Genomic DNA, 20719 nt, shown 5'->3' on the forward strand with positions numbered 1-20719 from the left:
ACTGTTATTATTCTTCGATGCCAAATGAGCATGCGCCTTGATCTGCACTACTCACTATGTGTCTAAATCCTGAAAATAGCTCTCGGCCTGTACCAAATGTCTGTGACTGTGGTGATAGCTGTAATTCACGCTGTGCCATTTCTTCATCAGAGACGTGTAGCACTAATTCGCCTTTAGGTGCATTTAGAGTGATCAAATCACCTTCGTGCACTTTAGCAATTGCACCACCTTCAACCGCTTCAGGCGCAAGGTGTATTGCTGCTGGTACTTTACCCGAAGCACCAGACATACGACCATCGGTGACAATTGCCACTTTAAAGCCTTGGTCTTGTAGTGTAGCCATCACTGGTGTCAGTTTATGAAGCTCAGGCATACCTTTCGCTTTAGGGCCTTGTTCTTTAATCACGGCAATAAAATCTTGGTTAAGCTTGCCAGCAGCAAAGGCTTCTTGTAATTCACCTTGAGAACTGAATACCTTTGCTGGCGCCGTCACAGTTTGATGCTGCTCTTGTACCGCAGATACTTTAATCACCGCTTTACCCAAATTACCACTGAGTAATTGCAAGCCACCTTGCTTATTAAATGGATTTGCGACTGGACGAAGCACTTCTTCATCTAGCGAATTCTCAGGCACTGGTACCCACTTCACTTTAGCAGGCCCTTGGTTATCGCTAATGATCACATTGCTGTTAATATCCAGCAATGGCTCCATGGTGTAAGCATCAAGTCCTTCGCCCACAATTGTTTTGACGTCATTGTGTAAGAAGCCGCCATCTCTCAATTCACGCATCAAGAAGCCCATCCCCCCTGCTGCTTGGAAATGGTTTACATCTGCATGCCCGTTTGGATAAATACGCGTTAATAACGGCACCACTTCAGACAAGTCGGCCATATCCTTCCAGGTAATTTGCACACCTGCCGCTTTTGCCATCGCCACCAAGTGGATAGCATGGTTAGTTGAACCACCAGTAGACAATAGACCAACTAAACCATTAATAACGGTTTTTTCACTCACGATGTCCGCAAGTACATTGCCACTTTTTCCATCGAGCAGTTGCGCCAACATGGTCTCAACTGCACTCGCTGTTAGGCCATCTCTTAGCTCAGTGTATGGGTTGATAAACGAACTACCAGGTAAATGAAGACCCATGATCTCCATTAGCATCTGGTTAGAATTTGCTGTGCCATAAAAAGTACAAGTACCAGCACTGTGATAGGAAGCACTTTCGGCTTCTAGTAGCTCATCCCGACTTACTAGACCTTGAGCGAACTTTTGACGAATACGAGCTTTTTCTTTATTTGGGATCCCCGACTGCATTGGGCCTGCTGGCAAAAAGAAAATAGGTAAATGACCAAAAGATAACGCGCCGATTAATAATCCTGGGACGATTTTGTCGCATACGCCAAGACAGAAAACTCCATCGAAAACATCATGCGATAATGCCACCGCTGTTGACATGGCAATTACGTCGCGAGAGAACAAAGACAGTTCCATACCATCGCGGCCTTGTGTCACCCCGTCACACATCGCAGGTACACCACCTGCCACTTGTGCAGTCGCATCAAACTTATTTGCCACTGCTTTAATTAAATCTGGATATTCTTTATATGGTTCGTGCGCCGACAGCATGTCATTGTACGAATTAATAATTGCTAAATTTGGTTGTTCGTCTTCTTTCAGACGTGCTTTGTCACTGCTTGAACATGCAGCCATCACGTGTGCTAGATTTCCACAGCCCAGTCCTGCTCGTACGCGCGTTTGTTTTTTTGCTTGTTGGATTCGAGCTAAATAGGCTTGACGTGTTGCTTTGCTTCGCTCAATGACGCGTTCGGTGACTTCCTGAATTCGTGGATGCAACATAATACTGACTCTCTAGTGTTAGAGGAAAAAGGCTCTGCACGATTACCAGCATTCGTGGCAATCCTTGTACAGAGCTGCTTTGATTTACCCGTTCAAAGGTACGCTATCAGGTTGTCTCTCACCCCAACCTGACACCGGTGTCACTATATTTACTCACAAAGCTGACACCGGTGTCAACCTTTCTTATAAATTTAGTCTAACTTTTTAAAATGACCAAATTATAACCATTAGAAATTCAACTGGTATCTGTGTAACAAGAATCGTTAGTTGTTTGATTTTATTGTTAATTATTATGACAAAAATAATTATTCTAATGTCTGATCATAATCACTATTGTAGAGTTAAATTCTCAATTGGCCTTAGCATGACGATATGCAGCTTAATACCAATTTGCTTAATTAAGTGGTCTATTTTGAGGCGAGAAAATCTTGTCGATAACGAGACAAAAATTTTGCTATTTAGTTGTTCTAAATGAGAAATTTTTAACGCTGTTAGCGTCAGATTTACTCCTTCAAATTGAGCAAGTATTAAGTCAAATTGGTATAACTGATGGGTCAACAAGCTTCATTAATGCGATACAAACCTGAGGATTACTTGAACGCGCTGTATTTAACATTTTTCCTAAGAACAGCGAAAATAAAAAGCCCAATGACTAAGCATTGGGCTTTGGGGCAAGTATAAAAATTGAAAATGTTATGAGTTCGAGCGCGCTTGGGTCGACTCTCGAGTAATGAGTTTAGCTTCAAGTACATGTTGAAATGGCGTTTCTTGCGGCTGCGAAATATGCTTTATTAACTCCTCTACTGCAATACGTGTCATCTCTTCGACAGGCTGTGCAATGGTCGTTAGTCCAGGCCAAATATGCCGAGCGATCGGCGCATTATCAAAGCCTGCAATAGACAACTGTTGCGGCACTTTAATTTCACGTTGCGTAGCCAACTTTAAAACGGCAGCCGCCATATAGTCATTTGAAGCAAAAACAGCGGTCGGCCTAGGGTCTAGATCTAAAATCGCTTTTGCGCTGTCTGCACCCGAATGGTAACTGAAGTTACCTTCTGCGACTAAACGCGGCTGAAAATCTATACCATGCTTTGCGATCGCGCGCTGATAACCGGAAAAACGATTTTCTGTGGCACTGTGATCTGGGTGACCTTTGATAAATGCTATTTCGGTGTGACCTAACTTAATCAAGTGCTCTGTAAGTTCAAACGCGCCCTGTTCATCGTTACTTCTAATCGAAATGGAGTCATCTCCTTCAATTGCCGACGCGACACGTGCATACGGAATTTTTCGCTGCTTTAAAAAAGCTATCAGCTCTTTGGAGTCTGAAAATGGTGGGGTAAGTACAATTCCATCTAATCTTGAAGTCGTCAGTAACTGCTCAACGTTATCAATAAGGTCTTGACCACGCAGTTCACATGGGTGGATCAATAAGTTGTAACTGTGTTTTTGGCATGCCTCAAGCGCACCACTTTGCACGCGCGTGATGTAACTCTTTGATGGATTATCGTAAAGGCAACCAATAATAAAGCTGCGGTTTTGTGCCAGACCCCGCGCGATTGGATTTGGTTTATAATTTAATTCTTCAAAAACTTTTAGCACTTTTTCGCGAGTTGCCGGACTGACATTAGGTTCGTTGTTCAGAACCCGAGAAACTGTCTTTTTTGACACTCCAGCATACTCAGCAACGCTATTGATAGTTACTTTTTTCATTGGCCTACCTTAACGATCCTCGTCGCTCGTGAATACAAGCCGCAGCACCAATTAGTGGAATATTATCCTGCACCACCAAAGTTACTGGAATTTGGCTGGTATACTGCGACATCATGCCTTTTTCAGTAAAGCGCTCAACAAAGCTACTTGCTTGCAATCTAGTCTGCATGCGAGGCAATATCCCACCGCCAATATAAACGCCACCTAAAGCACCAAAAGTCAGCGCTAAGTCGCCTGCTACACTGCCCATCCAGTCGCAAAAATGTGTAAGCGTCGCGTCACACACTTTACATTCTTTGGCAAGAGCACTAACTTGCGCAGCGTTTAAGTCTTTTGCTTGCTCACCACGCACTTGCGCCATGGCTTTGTAAAGTCTTGCGATACCGGGGCCAGAAAATACAGTCTCAACAGAGACATGCTGAATGCTGGCACGAAGGACGGTCAATAATTCTTTATCTAAAGCGGTCACCGGTGCAAGTGAAATATGCCCAGCTTCACAGCTCATCACTGCACTGCCGTTAATATCTCGCGCAAGACACGCAGCCCCAAAACCAGTTCCGGGTCCCATCACCCCAATATTTGCCCCTAACTCTGGCTGGCCTTGTTTAATTACAAGGTTTTTCTCTAATGCTAAATATGGTGAAGCATACGCAAACGCGGCGAAGTCGTTTATAACCGCCAGTTCATAAAAGTCAAACTGTGATTGAATGTCTTCAGAATTAAAATGCCAACCAAGATTAGTTAGGTGTACTTGCTGAGACTTAATAGGACCTGCAACCGCTAAACACGCTCGGCGTGGTTGTGGGATGGGTAACTCAGTTAAATATTTTTGGATAGCGGCTTCAAAAGATTGGAATTCAGCACTTGGAAAAGTAACTTGGTGAGTGATTGAAAAACGATTAGTTTGTGTGTCGAAATCTGACACTATAGCAAATCTAGCATTTGTTCCCCCGATGTCGGCAACGACAATCGGTTCAAACGGCACGGATGAATGGCTTGTTGTCTGGCTCATATTATTATCTCTTTATCACTGCGATTATGCTTGGGCTAACATCAGGGCTGCCAGCACACGTCCTGCAATTTATTGTCTCAGCTAGCCAAAATTTGCACGCCTTGGCTTTTGCTCCTACCTAAATTGAATTAATTGGTAAAAAAATGCTGCCCTTGGCATAGGGCAGCTAAATACGTTTTGACAACAAAATGATAAAACACCGACATTATGACACCGGTGTCAGACTGTATCAATAAAAATTTGCAAATTCTCTTAAATTGGTTGAAAAAAATTCTCAATGGCTGACAATGTCACAGTCCAAAGCGTTGAGAAAAACATGAAAGGTAAAGCAACTTCATTTGATATTGCCCACTATGCAGGCGTATCACAATCTACCGTGTCACGCGCCTTAAGAAATAGCCCGTTGGTTAACGAAGAAACACGCCGCCGTGTCCATGAGATTGCAAAAAAGCTAAATTATAAAGTCGATAAAAACGCCAGTAACCTGCGTACCCAACAAAGTAGCACACTTGCACTATTACTATTTGAAGACCCAACGGAGGATGAATCACAGATCAATCCTTTCTTTTTAAGTATGCTGGGCAGTATTACTCGCGCATGTGCAAAAGAAGGTTACGATTTATTAGTCTCGTTTCAATCCACCAGCAGTGATTGGCACGCTGACTATGAAGATAGTCATCGCGCTGATGGCCTTATTTTACTGGGTTACGGTGATTACATCGACTACCAATCGAAATTACAAACCTTACTCGACAATCACACTAAATTCGTCTGTTGGGGGGCATCTGTTGATGATCGCCCTGATCTAACAGTGAGCTGTGACAATTATGGTGGTGGTGCGTTAGCTGCTAAGCACTTAATTGAAATGGTTAGGACTGATTGTGCGTTTATTGGCGATGCTTCGGATCATAGTCCTGAATTTTTCGCTCGCTTTAAGGGCTTTAGAGATACTCTCAAGCAAAAGGCGATCGAAGTCAGCGATCGTAAAATAGCCAATGCCATCTCCACAGAAGATTCAGGTTACCATGCGACTCGCTCACTTATTGCCAATAACGTGACATTCAATGCGCTTTTTGCCGCCAGTGATCTTATTGCAATTGGCGCTATCAAAGCGCTACAAGAAGCTGGGATCCGCGTACCGCACGACGTACATGTTGTTGGTTTCGACAACATAGCTGCGGCCGGTTATGTCTCTCCATCTTTGACAACAGTACAGCAAAATACCACGCTGGCAGGTCAAATGCTGGTTGATAATTTACTTCGTCTGATCAGAGGAGAACAAGTAGCCGATACACTACTGCCACCTAAACTGATTATCAGACAGTCTTCACGGTAACAGTCGCAATAAAAATGCCGAGGTAAACCTTGGCATTTTTATCACTTGTATTCGTTATTGCAATTTATTATCTACAATTGGGTAGTGATCCCACACTTGTTTTTCTTGTAGTGAACGAACCAACTTTACGTATTCTGCGTGTGTCCAAGCTAGTGGTGTCGCTGAATTAGTTCCTTCACCGAGCGTATATTCAAAGGTATTCTTACCCACGCCATCCCATACTTGCTCTGGTAACATCATGCCCTCATTAGCAAAATGCTCCATCGCTTTAACATAAGTATTTTTTATTTTGCTCTGCTCATCGATACTCAGTTCACCGTCTAGCAGTGCTAATGCAATGTCATAATGACCCCGTTCACCGGTGAAAAACGGCCATACCCGACCGCGCTGACCATCAGTATTTTGTCCGCCTTCAGCATAATTTGTTCCGCGCTTTTCATCTTCGCCATAGCCATCATTACCATAGCGGCGATAACCCGGGTAGCTATTCACATCGCCATCAAATTTAAAGCTGTATTTTACTCTCAAGTTTTCTGCAATCGTTTCATCATCATATTCAGGCATTGTTGCTACAATACTTGGCGCATCTGCCGCCCTTACCCCATAACGCACAAGCTCCAAAAAGCCACCATCAATGATCTGTTTCTTATCCATACCTTGACGGCCATTATTTGCGTTTAATGGTGTACTCGAGTTCGGGCCTTTATCCTGACCAATTCGGAAGAAATAACGCCCATCACTTTGCTTACTCTGTAAGTTACCTTCGGTGGTGAACATTAAAGCTTCAACTTCACGATTATACTGCTGTGCTGTTGCTAGAAACTTTTCTTCTCCAGCTTTGTCACCAGCTAACTTAGCAATGTCACTTGCTGTGACTAAGCCTGAAATGATGGCAGCCGTAGTTGATGGGGAGTAACCATTTTGCTCTTCCCAACGCTCTTGCTGAGTTGCTGGAGGCATGACCTGTGTGTCATTCCATAGTATTTTCGCCAGTCCCCCTTCAACCAAAAAGTTGGCAGCCGGTTTGAGCATTTTGTTGTACCAGTACACCAACTTCTCATCACTTAGGACACCTGCTTGCCACAGTTTCCATGCTAGCATAATTGGCATTGCAGTTTGATCAAGCTGTACGCCCACCCACTCAAGTTCACCATCAACATGGGTCTTTTGCAAGAACCACCCCGTATCACCTTGGTTACCTGGTGTTTTATCCGTGACTTGGACTTTTTCTAAATATTCAAATGCAGTTAGTGCTGTTTGCTCATCACCCATCGCTAAAAATGCCATTGCCACTTGGTAAAAATCGCGTACCCATACTGCTTTATAACCCGTATGGCCTTGCTCTGCAGGCACTGTATCTCCCCACGGGTTAGATAATGATGCGATCAAGGCGCCTGCATGGGTTTTATCTTCTTGTGCTTTTAATACAAGTGCACTGGTATACAAGAGCTTGCCATTATCTGTTGTGTTAGCGGTCATTGAGTTAAGTGGTTTAAGGCTGGTGATATAGTCTTGCCACCCTATCGCCTCTCCTTCACCATTATAATCTGCCAATACTTGCCCATACCCTTTAGCTAGAGAAGCTGCGCCTTCGGCAAAACTTTTTTGCGCTGAGTGACCAAAGCTCAAGGTTAAATCAAAGGTATTACTACCGCTAATAGTGCCTAAATTTGCCAGCCAGTTCACATTCCCTGACGTTTCCCCTGTGGTGGTATAAGCTTGAGCTAACTTACCTGTAGACTCCAGCATTGATAAATTATCGCTGGTGCCTGTAAAGCCAACAGAAGCTTCAACAAACCCCGTTTTGCTTTGCAACGATAAATAATTATCACCTTCCCACGCTAACAGCCCTTGATCTGTTACTTTTGCAAAGTCATTTAAACCATTGTTATTGACGTAAGGATTAACGTTCACAAACGCCTTAACAGCGTTTAACTTACTATCCACCTTTGCTCTAACAAATAACGTTTGCCTTTCAGGGTCTGTAAAAATATGCTTTTCAAGCGTAAAGCGACCTTGCTTATCTTTGCTGACCACTTTGTAGGCGAGAGACAGTGGACGGCCACTATCATCCTTGTGCAGGTAATCTATGGTCACATCCAAGCTATCTGTATCCGATTCTTTAACCACAAACCCATCACCAACAATGATAAACTGCATGTCTTTAATTTGCGCTTGGTGGATAAGACCAAACATAGTTTCTGTGATCATGCCTTTAGCAAGCGAAAACCATACCTTTGACACAGCTTTGGTAGAAGCTGCATCACTATATTGCCCACTTTGATAAGCCTCGTAAGACGTGCCAATACCTGTTTTACCTGAGTAAGCCCAATAAGGTTTGGCACCGGGGGCACCCGGTGCTGAATGTGAATCGATTGCTGATTGCTGAGTACCGCAACCAATAAGACCCGCACTGACAAGCGCAAGTGCAATTGTTGAATACTTAATCATGTTGTTCTCCTTATTGAGCCTTAATCGTGACTCTTGAAACAGCTAGTGCAGCGAGTAAAAGCGATACGCCCCCAATAATCAGTGCAAATATCGGTTGGTTGTCAAAACCGTGGCGCAAAATAAGTCCTAAAATACTGGCAGCGAGTAATTGTGGAATAACGATAAAAAAGTTAAATATGCCCATAAATACTCCCATTTTACTACTCGGAAGTGCATTACTCAGCATGGCGTAAGGTAGTGACAAAATTGATGCCCAAGCAAAGCCAATCCCAACCATGGGGATCCACAGTAGTGTTGGGTCACCGATAAATTTAAAACTGATTAATGCAGCAGCACCAAGTGACAGGTTTGCAGCATGCGCCCCTTTAAGCCCGATACGCTTCACCATAAACGGGATCACCATTGCAGCGATGGCCGCAAAACCATTGTAAGCCGCAAACAGCACTCCAACCCAATCTGCACCGTCATTATAAAGTTTGCTGGTTACATCCGAAGTACCGTAATGAAAGCTCGTTACCGCGGAAGTGGTGTAAATCCACATCGCGAATAAAGAAAACCAGCTAAAAAATTGCACCACTGCAAGTTGCAGCATGGTTGTTGGCATAGTGAATAGATCAAAAATAACATGATAAAAGCCATTATTTACGCTTTGCTTTCGCTGCATTACATGAGCTACGGCAAATACCATGGCAAACGCAATTAATAAGCCACTCAATAAATAAAGCTCCTTTTCAAGCTTCATTATCGCCACAGCAAGTAACACACAACCACCAAAACCACCCGCTATTACAGCGCCTTTTAAAAAGTTGACCTGTACATTTGCGGTGCTTATTTGCGGCTGATGAGCTTGCGCTTTTTCAAATGCAGCTAATTGCTCTGGGCTATATTCCTTTGTGTTGACAATAGTCCACATCACCGCAACGAATAAGATCGCCCCACCCCAATAAAAAGCATATTTTACCGATTCAGGAATTTGTCCTGCTGGTGCTGTATTACTGACATCAAACCAATTGGTCATCATCCAAGGTAAGGCTGACGCAACCACAGCTCCAACGCCAATAAAAAAGCTTTGCATCGCATAACCGTTGGCACGCTGCTTTTCATTTAGGTTATCGCCAACCAACGCTCGAAACGGCTCCATTGTCACATTAATTGACGCATCCATGATCCATAACATACCGGCTGCAATCCAAAGGGTTGGTGAATTTGGCATAATAAACAGTGACAACGTCGTGAGAATCGCGCCCCACAGGAAGAAAGGTCTCCTGCGTCCCAACTTACCCCAAGTTCTGTCACTCCAATAGCCAATAATAGGTTGAACAATAAGGCCTGTTAGTGGCGCAGCAACCCACAGAATAGGAATGTCATCGACTTGAGCACCTAACGTTTGAAAAATCCGGCTAACATTGCCATTTTGCAATGCAAACCCAAATTGGATCCCTAGAAAGCCAAAGCACATGTTCCATATCTGCCAAAAACTGAGTTGTGGTTTTTGTTGTTCTTGTTGCATAGATTACTTCTCTAGTTGATATACCGCACTCGCCAGTGGTGCAAGGGTAATTGTGGCTTTGACCTGCTCGCCAACTTCACTCTGTTGTAATTGTAAATTCGCGTGCGCCTCGAGAATATCGCTGTAGCGACCTTGCCAATCTGCAGGCAAGTGCACTGTTACAGTTCGAGATTGTTGTGCGTCAAAATTACTGATAACAAGCAGTTTTTGTTGGCCTAGCTTGCGGCCAAATGCCATTATTTTCTCAGTATTGATAGGGTCATCACTGTGTGTAGCCACTGGACTGTATTGCCCTGCAGCTATCGCGGGTTGCTTAGCCAGATTCAAAAGCTTAATGTAGTAGTTGCGCAGCGATACTTGCTCTTCGCTCAGCAATGCACCATCAAACTTACCGTGGTTCATCCATTTTTGATGTTCGGGCACCCCAATATAATCAAAAATACTGGTACGGCTAGGACTGCCAAACCCTGCTTGTTCCGAGCCATCTTCACCTACCGTTTGACCAAAGTAGATCATAGACGGAGCTGTGCTTATCAGATGACTTACCACCATGGCAGGTTTACCTTTAAGTGCATCTCCAGCAAACTCAGGACTTGCGATCCGCTGTTCATCATGGTTTTCTAAAAAGTGCAGCATATGCGGAGCAATATCCGCAACTGACTGATGAATATCTAATACAGTTTGAGCATCTCCTTTTCCTTGCATTAAGGCTTTTAGGGTGTCATAAAAACCAACCTTATCATAAAGGTAATCCATCTTCCCTTGTTTGATATAAGGCCGATATAAAGCTGGGTTATATACTTCAGCTAGCAAAAATGCGTCCGGTTTTTTTGTTTTAATCGATGAGTTTAAAAAGCTCCAAAACTCTACTGGCACCATTTCAGCCATATCGTAACGAAAACCATCCACCCCTTTTTCTAGCCAAAAATGGGTAATAGCTTGGAACTTATACCAACTGTCTGGCAGCGATTTGTGTTGCCAAAATTCGAAGTGTGCTTGATAGCCCTTGTCTACATATTCATCTGGTAGGCGGTCAAAATCATAACTACCATCAGGCTTAACCCCATAGTTTACTTTGACGGTTTCATACCAGTCATTGATATCTGGCTTTGCTGATCGAGCGCCGTTCCCTGTCCACTTCGCCGGAATTTCAGTAAACTTACCATCAGCAAGAGGGTGTACATCACCACCTAGCACTTGATAATCATCGCTGCTTGGCACTTCAAATGCTTCACCTACGACATAATAAAAATTATTGTTCTTCGCATAAGTGACTTGCGTGTCATCATTATCGCCAAAATCTATCGTTCCATTTGGTGCCCCTAAAGATTGATAATTACGGGCAACGTGATTTGGTACAATATCGATAATGACTTTAAGCCCCGCCTCGTGGGTGCGTTTAATTAGCGCCTCAAACTCTGCAAGACGTGCTGAGGGGTCATTAGCAAGATCAGGGTCAACGTTATAGTAGTCTTTGATTGCATAAGGTGAGCCAGCTCTGCCTTTCACCACATCTGGGTCATCTTGACCAATGCCATATTTACTATAGTCAGTGACAAGTGCATGATGAAGCACGCCAGTATACCAAACATGGGTTACCCCCATGCTTTTTAACGCCAGCAGCGCCGTTGGAGTGAAGTCAGAAAACTTGCCTACACCATTTTCTTCTAGTGTTCCCCAAGGTTTATTAACTTGTTTAGTATTACCAAATAACCGAGTAAATACCTGATACACGACGGGCTTACTCAATGGCACAACCTCAGGTTGTAGCGTCATCTGCTGTGACTTTTTGTCGATAGGCGCAGGGCTACAGCCAGCTATACTCACTGCACCACCTAAAAGGGCTGAAACAGCCAATAATAAAGATTTATTTTTCATAATGTTGTCATACTGCTGTTTTAACAGAGTCTACTTGCCTCACTGTTTATTTAGAACGGCCTGCATACGTATTCACAGAACTACTCATCGTTATTCTTCAGGCTTTATGACTAGTGATAAGCGCTGTTAAGCAACATTTAACTTAAGCTACTGAGAATAAATGCCTTTTTAACGCTCACTGTGTTGAACTCGATGCTAATAGTCGGTTACCTTCAAGTAACTTGGTCTGGTTATTTATGAAAAGTTGAGGCAAGCGCATCTAGTTCCAACCGATGTGCTTTAAAATTCAATCCACATCGTCTCAAGTAATCTTCAATTTTTTCGATATTATATTGCTTAGCTAACGCGTTGCCTGGTTTGAGCTGAGCCTGATCTGGATAGACTCCATAGCCTGCAAGCAGACAGTGCCAGCTAACCGATGGGTAGTACTGATCAATATTTTGGCGCGCCAATTCATCCGATAAATTATTGCCTGACACCCAAGTTTGCAGCACATTAAATAGTGAGCGAGATAGGTTGTTATTATTTGCATTATCAAGCCAATACTGTGTATCCGTGCGACTATTTACACGATAATGGGCAACAATATAATCTCTAATGGCTTGATAGCGCGTTGCGATCGAATGGTTATGTTTGTCGCGATTCCCATCCGTGAATCCTGCCTCTTGATAACACTCTATAAAGCTTTGCACAGTCTCTTGAACTATGTGTAAAGCCGTCGCCTCTAATGGTTCTATAAACCCTTGAGATAAGCCAACAGCAATACAATTATTTTTCCAGTGGGTTTTCACTTGACCCACTTTCATTTTTATATGGCGAGCTTCAACGTCTGAGTCTAGTAGACCCAGTGCGGCCCTTAACTCTGTTTCGGCCTGATCTCTATCGCAATAGCGCTGACTATATACATAGCCATTACCTGTCCGGTTGGTTAATGGGATATGCCAAGACCATCCGTATTTGCGCGCCACCGACTGCGTTTCAGAGCGAATGATATCGCCTTGTTTGGTTGCTAATACCACCGCAGCATCATTAAACAAGTTATTGCCAAATGATTCAAAACCGACATCAAGTGCTTGTTGTAGCAGTAAACTCTTAAAACCTGAGCAATCGACAAAAATATCTCCAGCGATTTCTACGCCCTGTGAGGTAACAAGTGCCGCAATGTCACCATTCACATGCTTTCTCACATCTGAAATTGTTGCATCAATATGCTTTACATTGCGCTTTTCGGCTTCACGTGCCAAAAACTCTCCCAACAAACTTGAGTCAAAGTGGTAGCCGTAATTGATTTCGAACGGAAAGTTTTGTGCAGCAATTGGCGACTTATTTGTGTTCGCTAAATGAGTGGCCAAAAAAAAGTGGTCTGGATGACCTTCAACATCAATTGCCTTACGCCTCACGAAGCTATTATGAAAAAATGCAGGTGCAGAGTAGTCATCTGGCTGTGCGGGAAAAGGATGAAAGTAACTGGAAAATCCGGTTTTCGTTGACCAATCAATAAATCGGATCCCATTTTTGTATGTCGCGTTGCAAGCTGGCATCCATTGAGCTTCCGAAATACCAAGGTAATCCATAAAGCCCTTAAATTGTGGTGTTGATCCCTCACCAACCCCAATAATACCGATACTGGAAGACTCAACAACGGTGATTTCGATCGCTTTATCTGCCCAACTCTTAGCCATCATATTTGCAGCCATCCAACCAGCAGTTCCGCCACCTAAAATCACTATTTTTTGGCTTTTCATCGTCTTCATACCTTAACACTGTCAACATTGCTTATAAAAAGCTGAGTAATACCTATTTTCTTAATTAAGTGGTCTATTCTGAAGCGAGAAAATCTTGTCGATAACTAGGCAAAAATTTTGTTATTTAGTTGTTCTAAATAAGAAATTTTTAACGCTATTAGCGCCAGATTTACTCCTTCAAATTGAGCAAGTATTAAGTCAAATTGGTATAAATACGCCTTGTTAGAAAATAGATGATAGCAATCAACTACTGCTTCAGCGATTATAAAAAAACCACCAAAGCAGGGGTTTACTTTGGTGGCTATCAAGTTCTTATTGATTAAAAACTATAGTTAAAGCCCAGATAATACTGGCGACCAAATTCCTTGTATTCCCCTGTCGCCAGAGCTGTACCATAATTTGTCGTATTCGGTTCGTCAGTCAGGTTATTTACTTGCAACACAGCCTCTAAGCCATTTTCAAAATTATATGATGCTTGCCAATCGACTACCGTATATTCATCAGCCCATGCTAACGATGACCCACCAGGTGACGCCCCCTCATAAACGTACTCGTCACGGTAACGAATATTTAAGTGAGTTGTGAATGAATCAATGTTCCAAAATACCGTTGCACTCCAGACATTTTTAGACAAACCAGGCAGTGGTAGCTGTTGATCTGGGAAGTTACCGCCACCATCAACGGTGGTTTCACTTTCGGTATATGAATAGTTAGCATTGAAGCCTAAACCGGAAAAAATCCCCGGTAAGTTATCAAACATTGTCGTGTAGGCAAGTTCGATACCTCGGACATAGCCGCCCTGATCATTATTTTGTGTGGTCTGATACTGACCAGCCACAAATCCTTCCGGAACTTCCAGACCAATATCAGCCCAGTCGACTTCACCTTCTTGATAAGTGATACTTTCAATTAATGACTCAATATCCTTCCAGAATAAAGCTGCAACAAAAGCACCACCATCTTCAAAATAGCGCTCGTATGACAAATCTATTTGAGTTGCTCTAAATGGGTCTAGATTTGGATTACCTTTTGACCACACATTGTAACGAGGAGTTTTACCATCATTTGCCGTATCAGCCCATGAGCCTGCGCCCCCTCTTAGCTGATAGACAGGCGGTCGACCTATCACCTCTGCTGCTGCAAATCTGATTTGGTCGGTGTCACTTACTCTGAAGTTCAGGTTTAATGAAGGTAGTGTGTCAGTGTACTCTGGACCATAGTTGACATGGCGATAATCCGTTCTTTCAACACCATTATCATCCACGATTGAATCACCTACTTCATTACCTTGGATCTGTTGGATCCCAATAGATTTAGTATCAGTTCTAACAACTCTTACACCGAAGTTACCAGTCACAGGAATGTCTGCGATTTCGGTGTCTATGTTGGCCATGATGTAACCTGCAAGTACTTCTTCTTTAACCGCACCACTTTCAATAAGAGTCCAGTTATGACCCCAAGTTTGTTGCGCGTCATAATTGCCGGGCCCAAAGACCTGATCAGCGATACCTTCAAGGTCTAACTCTAAGTATTGGAAGCCACGCGTCTCTCTAAGCGAGACAAACCCCGTCACATCGTGAGGAATACATGGGTGGTTTTGATCATTAAACTCACAGCCTTTATTCGTGACAATAGTGCCATCAGGTAGCTGATAACCATTTTGCCCTTCACGAGCGCCCCATCTAAACGTCGAACGTTGATCGGTAAACTCTCGGTCTGACCAACGTGCGCCAACCTCAATCGATGAAATAAAGCTATTTTCAATATAATATTTGAAGTCAACTTTTACGCTGTCCAACTCATCCGTATACTTATGTGGAAATTGCTCCCAGTCTCCCAAGCGCATATTTGAAAGATCGGTATAGCCATTACCCAAAGTTAAAAACGGTGAGTCTTTTTCTCTTTGCTCAAAAGAAAACGTTTGGTTTCTTAATTCCTGCCATGTATTTACCAGCGTACCATCTTCCAGTGTCGCCGTACCGAACTCGTAGGCGTGCATAGAGGCAATCATATCTCTTCGCGTTTTTTCGCCTTCGCTGTGTGCGATGTCAAGGGCTATTTCCCAAGTGTCAGTGGTGTACTGCAAGTTTAAGCCAAAGCTGTCTGTCGTCGAATCTGTAGATTGATCCTCAGAGCGCATTTCCACCCAAGGGCCTGTAGGGTCGGTAATCGTCACGTCACCGGCAACCAAGAAACCATCTTTTACAACAGCATTGTCAATGGAATACAGAGAGTTCAGATCTTTTGAAAAGCCTTCAATATTTAAACCGCTCTTTTTATCTTCCGATTCAAATTTTGAGTGAAAATAGTCAAATTGTACCTTGAATGTGTCTGTTGGTTGATAAACCAAAGTACTTAACAGGCCAAGCCTCTCATCGCTTCCTTTTGCCGAGCGATATTGAAAACCGTTAACCGAGCGTTCTTCATTACCATCACCGTCAAAATCTTGGGAGCGAGTTGGGGCATGTGCAGAAATATCGATGGCATTATTAGGTTGATTTAAATAAGCTCCCCCTATTGCAAAGCCCAGTGTCTCATCAAGAAACTTACCACGATAAGAAAAGCTTATGCGCTCTCCTGTAGAATCAGCACCAACATCAGACGCGCCATCGTTGTATGAATATCTAACTGAAGAATTAAAGTTATGCTCATTTTCAGCATCAAGTGGATTAGCGGTTTTTAGCTCTACCGTTCCTGCAACCCCGCCTTCAACAAGAGAAGCTTTGGGAGACTTATAGACCGCAGCTTGATTAATTAGCTCAGACGGATATTGGTCAAACGAGATCCAGCGACTACCAGCAGTATAGCCACTAGTACTGGCTTGCTCGCGTCCATTGAGTGTCGTTTGAATAAAGTCGCCATTCATTCCGCGGATATTTAACTGAGAAGACTGTCCACTTGCTCTAACAGCCGTTATGCCTGGTAAACGGCTTAACGAGTCTGCAATAGAAACATCTGGTAAAGCCGCCAAATCTCCAGCATCAACTATTTCTGAGACCGTATCGCTGAACCTTTTTTTATCAATAGAAGCGATAATACTGCGCGAGATCCCACGAACCTCTATCACTTCTACATTTTCATCTTTGTCAACGGCGTTATCTTCGACTGGAGCTGCGTGACTCACACCCGCTGCAATCAGTGCAAGTGTTAGCATACTCGGTTTGAACTTAGACATAATGTTTTATCCCAATTAACCATATTATATTGTGCGATTTGCTCATCGGCGTGCAATTTGATGAAAAAACAATCTGGCACTATTGTTGTCTGGTAAATACTAGCGGTTGATTAAATTTGCAAACAACTTTGTGCATACGTATTCAAAGCTAGTGTATTTTAATAAAATTTACAGGTAGTTTACGAAAACAAAACCTAACCAAATGAAATATATAACTTTTTATGATTAAAGGTTATTAGTCCTCTCGTTAATTTTATTCGGTGTAAAGTTCACTAAATTTTAACCCAAATGCGTTACGGTCATTTGCTATACCTCTATAATATCGGAGCTGTTGTGTATTCGCCCACCAAGCTTAAATTGGTCTTACCAATAAATCACAGCTAGACCCAATAAATACAGAACAATCAAATCAATTACATCTAATTGGTAAAGTCTTTTGACAAAAATATATCTTGCTTGGACTTTACTTTATCCCGCAATGCAAAACCTGCATACGTATGCAGGTTTTTTACAGCCTAAAAACCATGACGTATTCTTTGCCACAATATAGTGGTGCTTATCAAGACTAGTAAGCAACACAACCACAAAGCAATAAGGTGAGCAGCCGGAGAATGTACATGGCTAGTAATAATGAATGGTGGAAAGGTGCAGTTATTTATCAAATCTACCCTCGCAGTTTTCAAGATAGTAATGCAGATGGTATCGGCGACTTAAAAGGAATAATTCATCGTCTGGACTACATCAAATCTCTTGGCGTAGATGCGGTGTGGATCTCACCGTTTTTCAAGTCACCAATGAAAGATTTTGGCTATGATATTAGCGATTATCGTGATGTAGACCCTATGTTTGGTGCGATTGAAGATTTTGATGAATTGATTAACCAAGCTCACGAGCGTGATATTAAGATAATCATTGATCAAGTCCTGAGTCATACCTCAAACCAACATCCGTGGTTTATCGAAAGTCGTGAAAATAAAATCAACGATAAAGCTGACTGGTATGTTTGGGCTGACGCCAAACCTGACGGCAGTCCGCCTAATAACTGGCTGTCTATCTTTGGCGGTGTTGCTTGGCAATGGGAGTCTAGACGTTGTCAGTATTACTTACATAATTTTTTGACTGAGCAGCCGGATCTTAATTTCCATAATCCAGATGTACGTAAAGCTGTCCTAGATAATGTTGAGTTCTGGCTGAAAAAAGGTGTTGATGGCTTTAGATTAGATGCAATTAACTTTTGCTTTCATGACCAACAATTAAGAGATAACCCGGCAAAGCCAGTTGCGTTACGTCAGGGAAGAGGTTTTAGCGAAGACAACCCGTATGCTTTCCAATACCACTATTATAATAATACCCAGCCTGAAAACTTGGCGTTTATGGAAGAGATCCGCGCCCTGCTTGACCGCTATCCAGGAACCGTTAGCCTTGGAGAGATAAGTTCAGAAGATTCGCTACAAACTATGGCTGAGTACACCGCAGATGATAATAAGCTGCACATGGGCTATAGCTTTGAACTTCTCACCCGCGACTACAGTGCGAAATATATTCGAGACACCGTATCTCGCCTCGAATCTGTCATGACCGAGGGGTGGCCATGTTGGGCATTTGCTAATCATGATGTCGAACGCGTCGCAAGTCGCTGGAGTACTAACAGCGTAGTCAATAACGAACAAGTAAAAATGCTCACTGCCCTACTCGGTTCGCTACGAGGAAGTGTTTGTATGTACCAAGGTGAAGAACTTGGCCTTGGTGAAGCTGCGGTGGCATTTGAAGAGTTGCAAGACCCATACGGGATCACATTTTGGCCTAACTTTAAAGGTCGTGATGGCTGCCGTACACCAATGCCGTGGACAAAAGCCAAACCACACGCTGGGTTTTCAGAAGCTAAGCCTTGGCTCCCTGTGTCCAATGAACATAGCGAGCGAGCAGTTGATGAACAAGTACAAGATAACAACTCAACACTTAGCTACTATCAAGCATTTTTGAGGTGGCGAGGTGCACAGCCTGCACTAAAAACTGGTGAAATTGAGTTTATCGACACGCCAGAGCCGATATTAGCTTTCTATCGAAAAGTGGATGAACAAACCTTGTTATGTATCTTTAACTTAGTAGATACCCAGCAGGCGTTCACTTTACCTGAGCTAACACTGTCAGAATGCGACGTCAAACATCAAAGTGGCAGCATTACTAACAATGTACTTCAGTTGAGCGCCTTTGGTTGTTATTTTGCTGAAGTGATTTAATACAGCTATATCAGCATAGAGCGGCGCTAAGCCGCTCTTTTTTATTTTCCGGCTTTTTTTCGCTTCAAAGGTCCCAGAAAAATACAAGGTGGTCGCCATCAAGTAAGGACCGTTTTATACATGGCTATGATGTCTACGATTCAATCAAACCCCGTATTCAAATCCCAATATGAAAAGCTAGTTGCTGCCGGAAAACCCAAAAAAGTATCACTCATTGCCTGTGTCAGAAAGATGATTGTGATCGTAAATTCGATGGCCAGAAACGGGGCAATGTGGGAAGCGCCAAAAGTTTAAAATTTAGCTATTGACGCCATAGTCTCTTGTTAGAGTTTCACTACTCTGATTTTAAATATCTTTGGTAGTGCTCCTCTACTTCTTCCTTTGGTATAACTCGCCCCTCAGATTCTCTTTCCAGTAATGTATTCATATAACTCAGAATATTACCGTGACTTAACTCTTTTTGATTTGGAAAGAAATCGCTAGGTGCAATCTTAAAATCAAGCCAACTATCATCATCGTCGAAAGCTATATGAGAGCCCCATTTTGAAATAAACAACTCACCATCACGATCATCAAAGAAAATGCTAATTTCATAGTAATATGATTCACCATCAAATGATTCTGAGTATGGGAACTCTTGGCCATTTTCACTGACTATAATTTTATCGTATGGCATGCAAGAAACTCTAACGCACGCATTAAGGTGTGAGCAACGCTACCACTGAACTTAACCATACCACCGTAAACACGAAACCCAACGATGGCACCAAAAATGCCAAGCGTTGGGAATCACTCTTAAATGCTTTGTTATGAGCGTACTTGAGTAGTTGTACTTACTTATTTTGGAAGCTTAATCGTCCTTTGAAGAAAACTCCAATGACAACTAAACCAACTCCAATAAGCTGCGCCCCAACTTGTTCAAAGCCGAAACTATAAACCTCGATGAACAACCCAAACAGCATTTGTCCAGCAACAACTAATACTATTGAATTTGTTGATCCAAGCCTAACCATAACAAAACTATTCACTGCTACGTACAACGCACCAATAACTCCCCCGACATATAAAGTTAGGTCTTGAGGTAATGCATTTACTGGTTCAGCTACAAATATAAACAATAAGGACAATGAAGCAAACCCTACAGCATGATTCACAAATGAAGCATGAAAAGCTCCATTACGCACACTAAGCTGGCCATTCAAAACTCGACTTAAAGTGATACAAAACCCGTTAAGAAGACCTAGTAATATAAATTCCATTACATCTCTACCTTACCGTAAATTATTAAAATTGACCCAACTGCAACCAGCAATGTGGGCAACAAGTTGACTATAGTAACCTTAGTTTTGGGTTGGTTTAACAAACCATAATGTTCAAGAATTAATGAGAGAAGAAATTGCCCAATGAGCGCTAACGCTAAAGTTCCTGTCAGACCGATATAACTCTGTACTGTCATTGATGCAAAAACTACTGTTAAAGCACCAGGAACACCTCCAAACCAGTACTGTTTCTTGATTTCTGGTCGGTTTGCACGAGCGTGATTTTTTTTGAATGCAGAATAAAGAAACCACGCTGTAATGCCACCAACCCCATGAGCAATCCAAGATGCTTGAAATGCAGACGTAGTACCTGCTAATTCGGCATTAACACTGATCATTAACGCAAGTAACAGACCACTAAAAATAGCTACTAAAACTAAACCACTTTGTTTTAACATAAATTTTCCTCTTCTGATGAGGGCATTATAATTAACAACAAATTGATGTATAATAGCTAGATTATCACAACTAAGTTGAGT

At 42.6% G+C, this 20719-nt stretch carries 13 protein-coding genes and 1 pseudogene; 3 read left to right on the forward strand and 11 right to left on the reverse strand.

Annotation, left to right across the window (positions count from 1 at the left end; translation table 11 throughout):
- Positions 1 to 7: 7 nt before the first annotated feature.
- The 3 genes from edd to glk form a co-directional block, all read right to left on the reverse strand.
- A complete protein-coding gene (gene edd / locus F9Y84_RS12000) occupies positions 8 to 1861 on the reverse strand; it encodes a phosphogluconate dehydratase (protein ID WP_125253206.1) in 1854 nt (617 codons plus the stop codon).
- 693 nt (positions 1862 to 2554) lie between these two features.
- A complete protein-coding gene (locus F9Y84_RS12005; RefSeq protein ID WP_125253207.1) occupies positions 2555 to 3574 on the reverse strand; it encodes a LacI family DNA-binding transcriptional regulator in 1020 nt (339 codons plus the stop codon).
- Positions 3575 to 3578: 4 nt separating this feature from the next.
- On the reverse strand, positions 3579 to 4586 hold the full coding sequence (gene glk, locus F9Y84_RS12010; protein ID WP_128730162.1) for a glucokinase: 1008 nt from the start codon (positions 4584 to 4586) through the stop codon (positions 3579 to 3581).
- 316 nt (positions 4587 to 4902) lie between these two features.
- On the opposite strand from glk, the gene F9Y84_RS12015 reads away from it, so the two are divergent.
- Positions 4903 to 5922 (forward strand): LacI family DNA-binding transcriptional regulator, encoded by a 1020-nt coding sequence (locus tag F9Y84_RS12015; RefSeq protein WP_128730164.1) that lies wholly within the window; start codon positions 4903 to 4905, stop codon positions 5920 to 5922.
- A gap of 54 nt (positions 5923 to 5976) precedes the next feature.
- Here the strand turns inward: F9Y84_RS12015 and F9Y84_RS12020 are convergent, their stop codons facing one another.
- The 5 genes from F9Y84_RS12020 to F9Y84_RS12040 all read right to left on the reverse strand — a co-directional run bounded on the left by F9Y84_RS12020 (position 5977) and on the right by F9Y84_RS12040 (position 16681).
- Positions 5977 to 8373, reverse strand: coding sequence for a glycoside hydrolase family 15 protein (locus F9Y84_RS12020; protein WP_147391096.1), 2397 nt, complete (start codon positions 8371 to 8373; stop codon positions 5977 to 5979).
- Between the two features lie 10 nt (positions 8374 to 8383).
- A complete protein-coding gene (locus F9Y84_RS12025; protein WP_147391097.1) occupies positions 8384 to 9883 on the reverse strand; it encodes an MFS transporter in 1500 nt (499 codons plus the stop codon).
- A gap of 3 nt (positions 9884 to 9886) precedes the next feature.
- Complete coding sequence (locus tag F9Y84_RS12030) at positions 9887 to 11761, reverse strand: alpha-amylase family glycosyl hydrolase (protein WP_147391098.1); 1875 nt, start codon at positions 11759 to 11761, stop codon at positions 9887 to 9889.
- A gap of 230 nt (positions 11762 to 11991) precedes the next feature.
- Entirely contained in the window at positions 11992 to 13506 is a 1515-nt protein-coding gene (locus F9Y84_RS12035) for a tryptophan halogenase family protein (RefSeq protein ID WP_147391099.1), read from the reverse strand.
- Positions 13507 to 13825: 319 nt separating this feature from the next.
- Entirely contained in the window at positions 13826 to 16681 is a 2856-nt protein-coding gene (locus tag F9Y84_RS12040) for a TonB-dependent receptor (RefSeq protein WP_147390489.1), read from the reverse strand.
- A gap of 617 nt (positions 16682 to 17298) precedes the next feature.
- Between F9Y84_RS12040 and F9Y84_RS12045 the strand changes: the two genes are divergently transcribed.
- The gene (locus tag F9Y84_RS12045) at positions 17299 to 18921 is read left to right on the forward strand and encodes an alpha-glucosidase (protein ID WP_147390490.1); all 1623 of its coding nucleotides are present in this window, start codon (positions 17299 to 17301) and stop codon (positions 18919 to 18921) included.
- A gap of 60 nt (positions 18922 to 18981) precedes the next feature.
- A pseudogene (locus tag F9Y84_RS12050) lies at positions 18982 to 19215 on the forward strand (IS110 family transposase); the annotation flags it as partial.
- A gap of 40 nt (positions 19216 to 19255) precedes the next feature.
- Here the strand turns inward: F9Y84_RS12050 and F9Y84_RS12055 are convergent.
- The 3 genes from F9Y84_RS12055 to F9Y84_RS12065 form a co-directional block, all read right to left on the reverse strand.
- Positions 19256 to 19597: a hypothetical protein gene (locus F9Y84_RS12055; protein ID WP_147390491.1), complete on the reverse strand. Its 342-nt coding sequence runs from the start codon at positions 19595 to 19597 to the stop codon at positions 19256 to 19258.
- 157 nt (positions 19598 to 19754) lie between these two features.
- Complete coding sequence (locus F9Y84_RS12060; protein WP_147390492.1) at positions 19755 to 20180, reverse strand: DMT family transporter; 426 nt, start codon at positions 20178 to 20180, stop codon at positions 19755 to 19757.
- On the reverse strand, positions 20180 to 20638 hold the full coding sequence (locus F9Y84_RS12065) for a DMT family transporter (RefSeq protein ID WP_147390493.1): 459 nt from the start codon (positions 20636 to 20638) through the stop codon (positions 20180 to 20182). The genes F9Y84_RS12060 and F9Y84_RS12065 overlap by 1 nt, the downstream gene beginning before the upstream one ends.
- Positions 20639 to 20719 lie beyond the last annotated feature (81 nt).

Source organism: Pseudoalteromonas peptidolytica (assembly GCF_012641745.1).
GTDB lineage: Bacteria > Pseudomonadota > Gammaproteobacteria > Enterobacterales > Alteromonadaceae > Pseudoalteromonas > Pseudoalteromonas peptidolytica.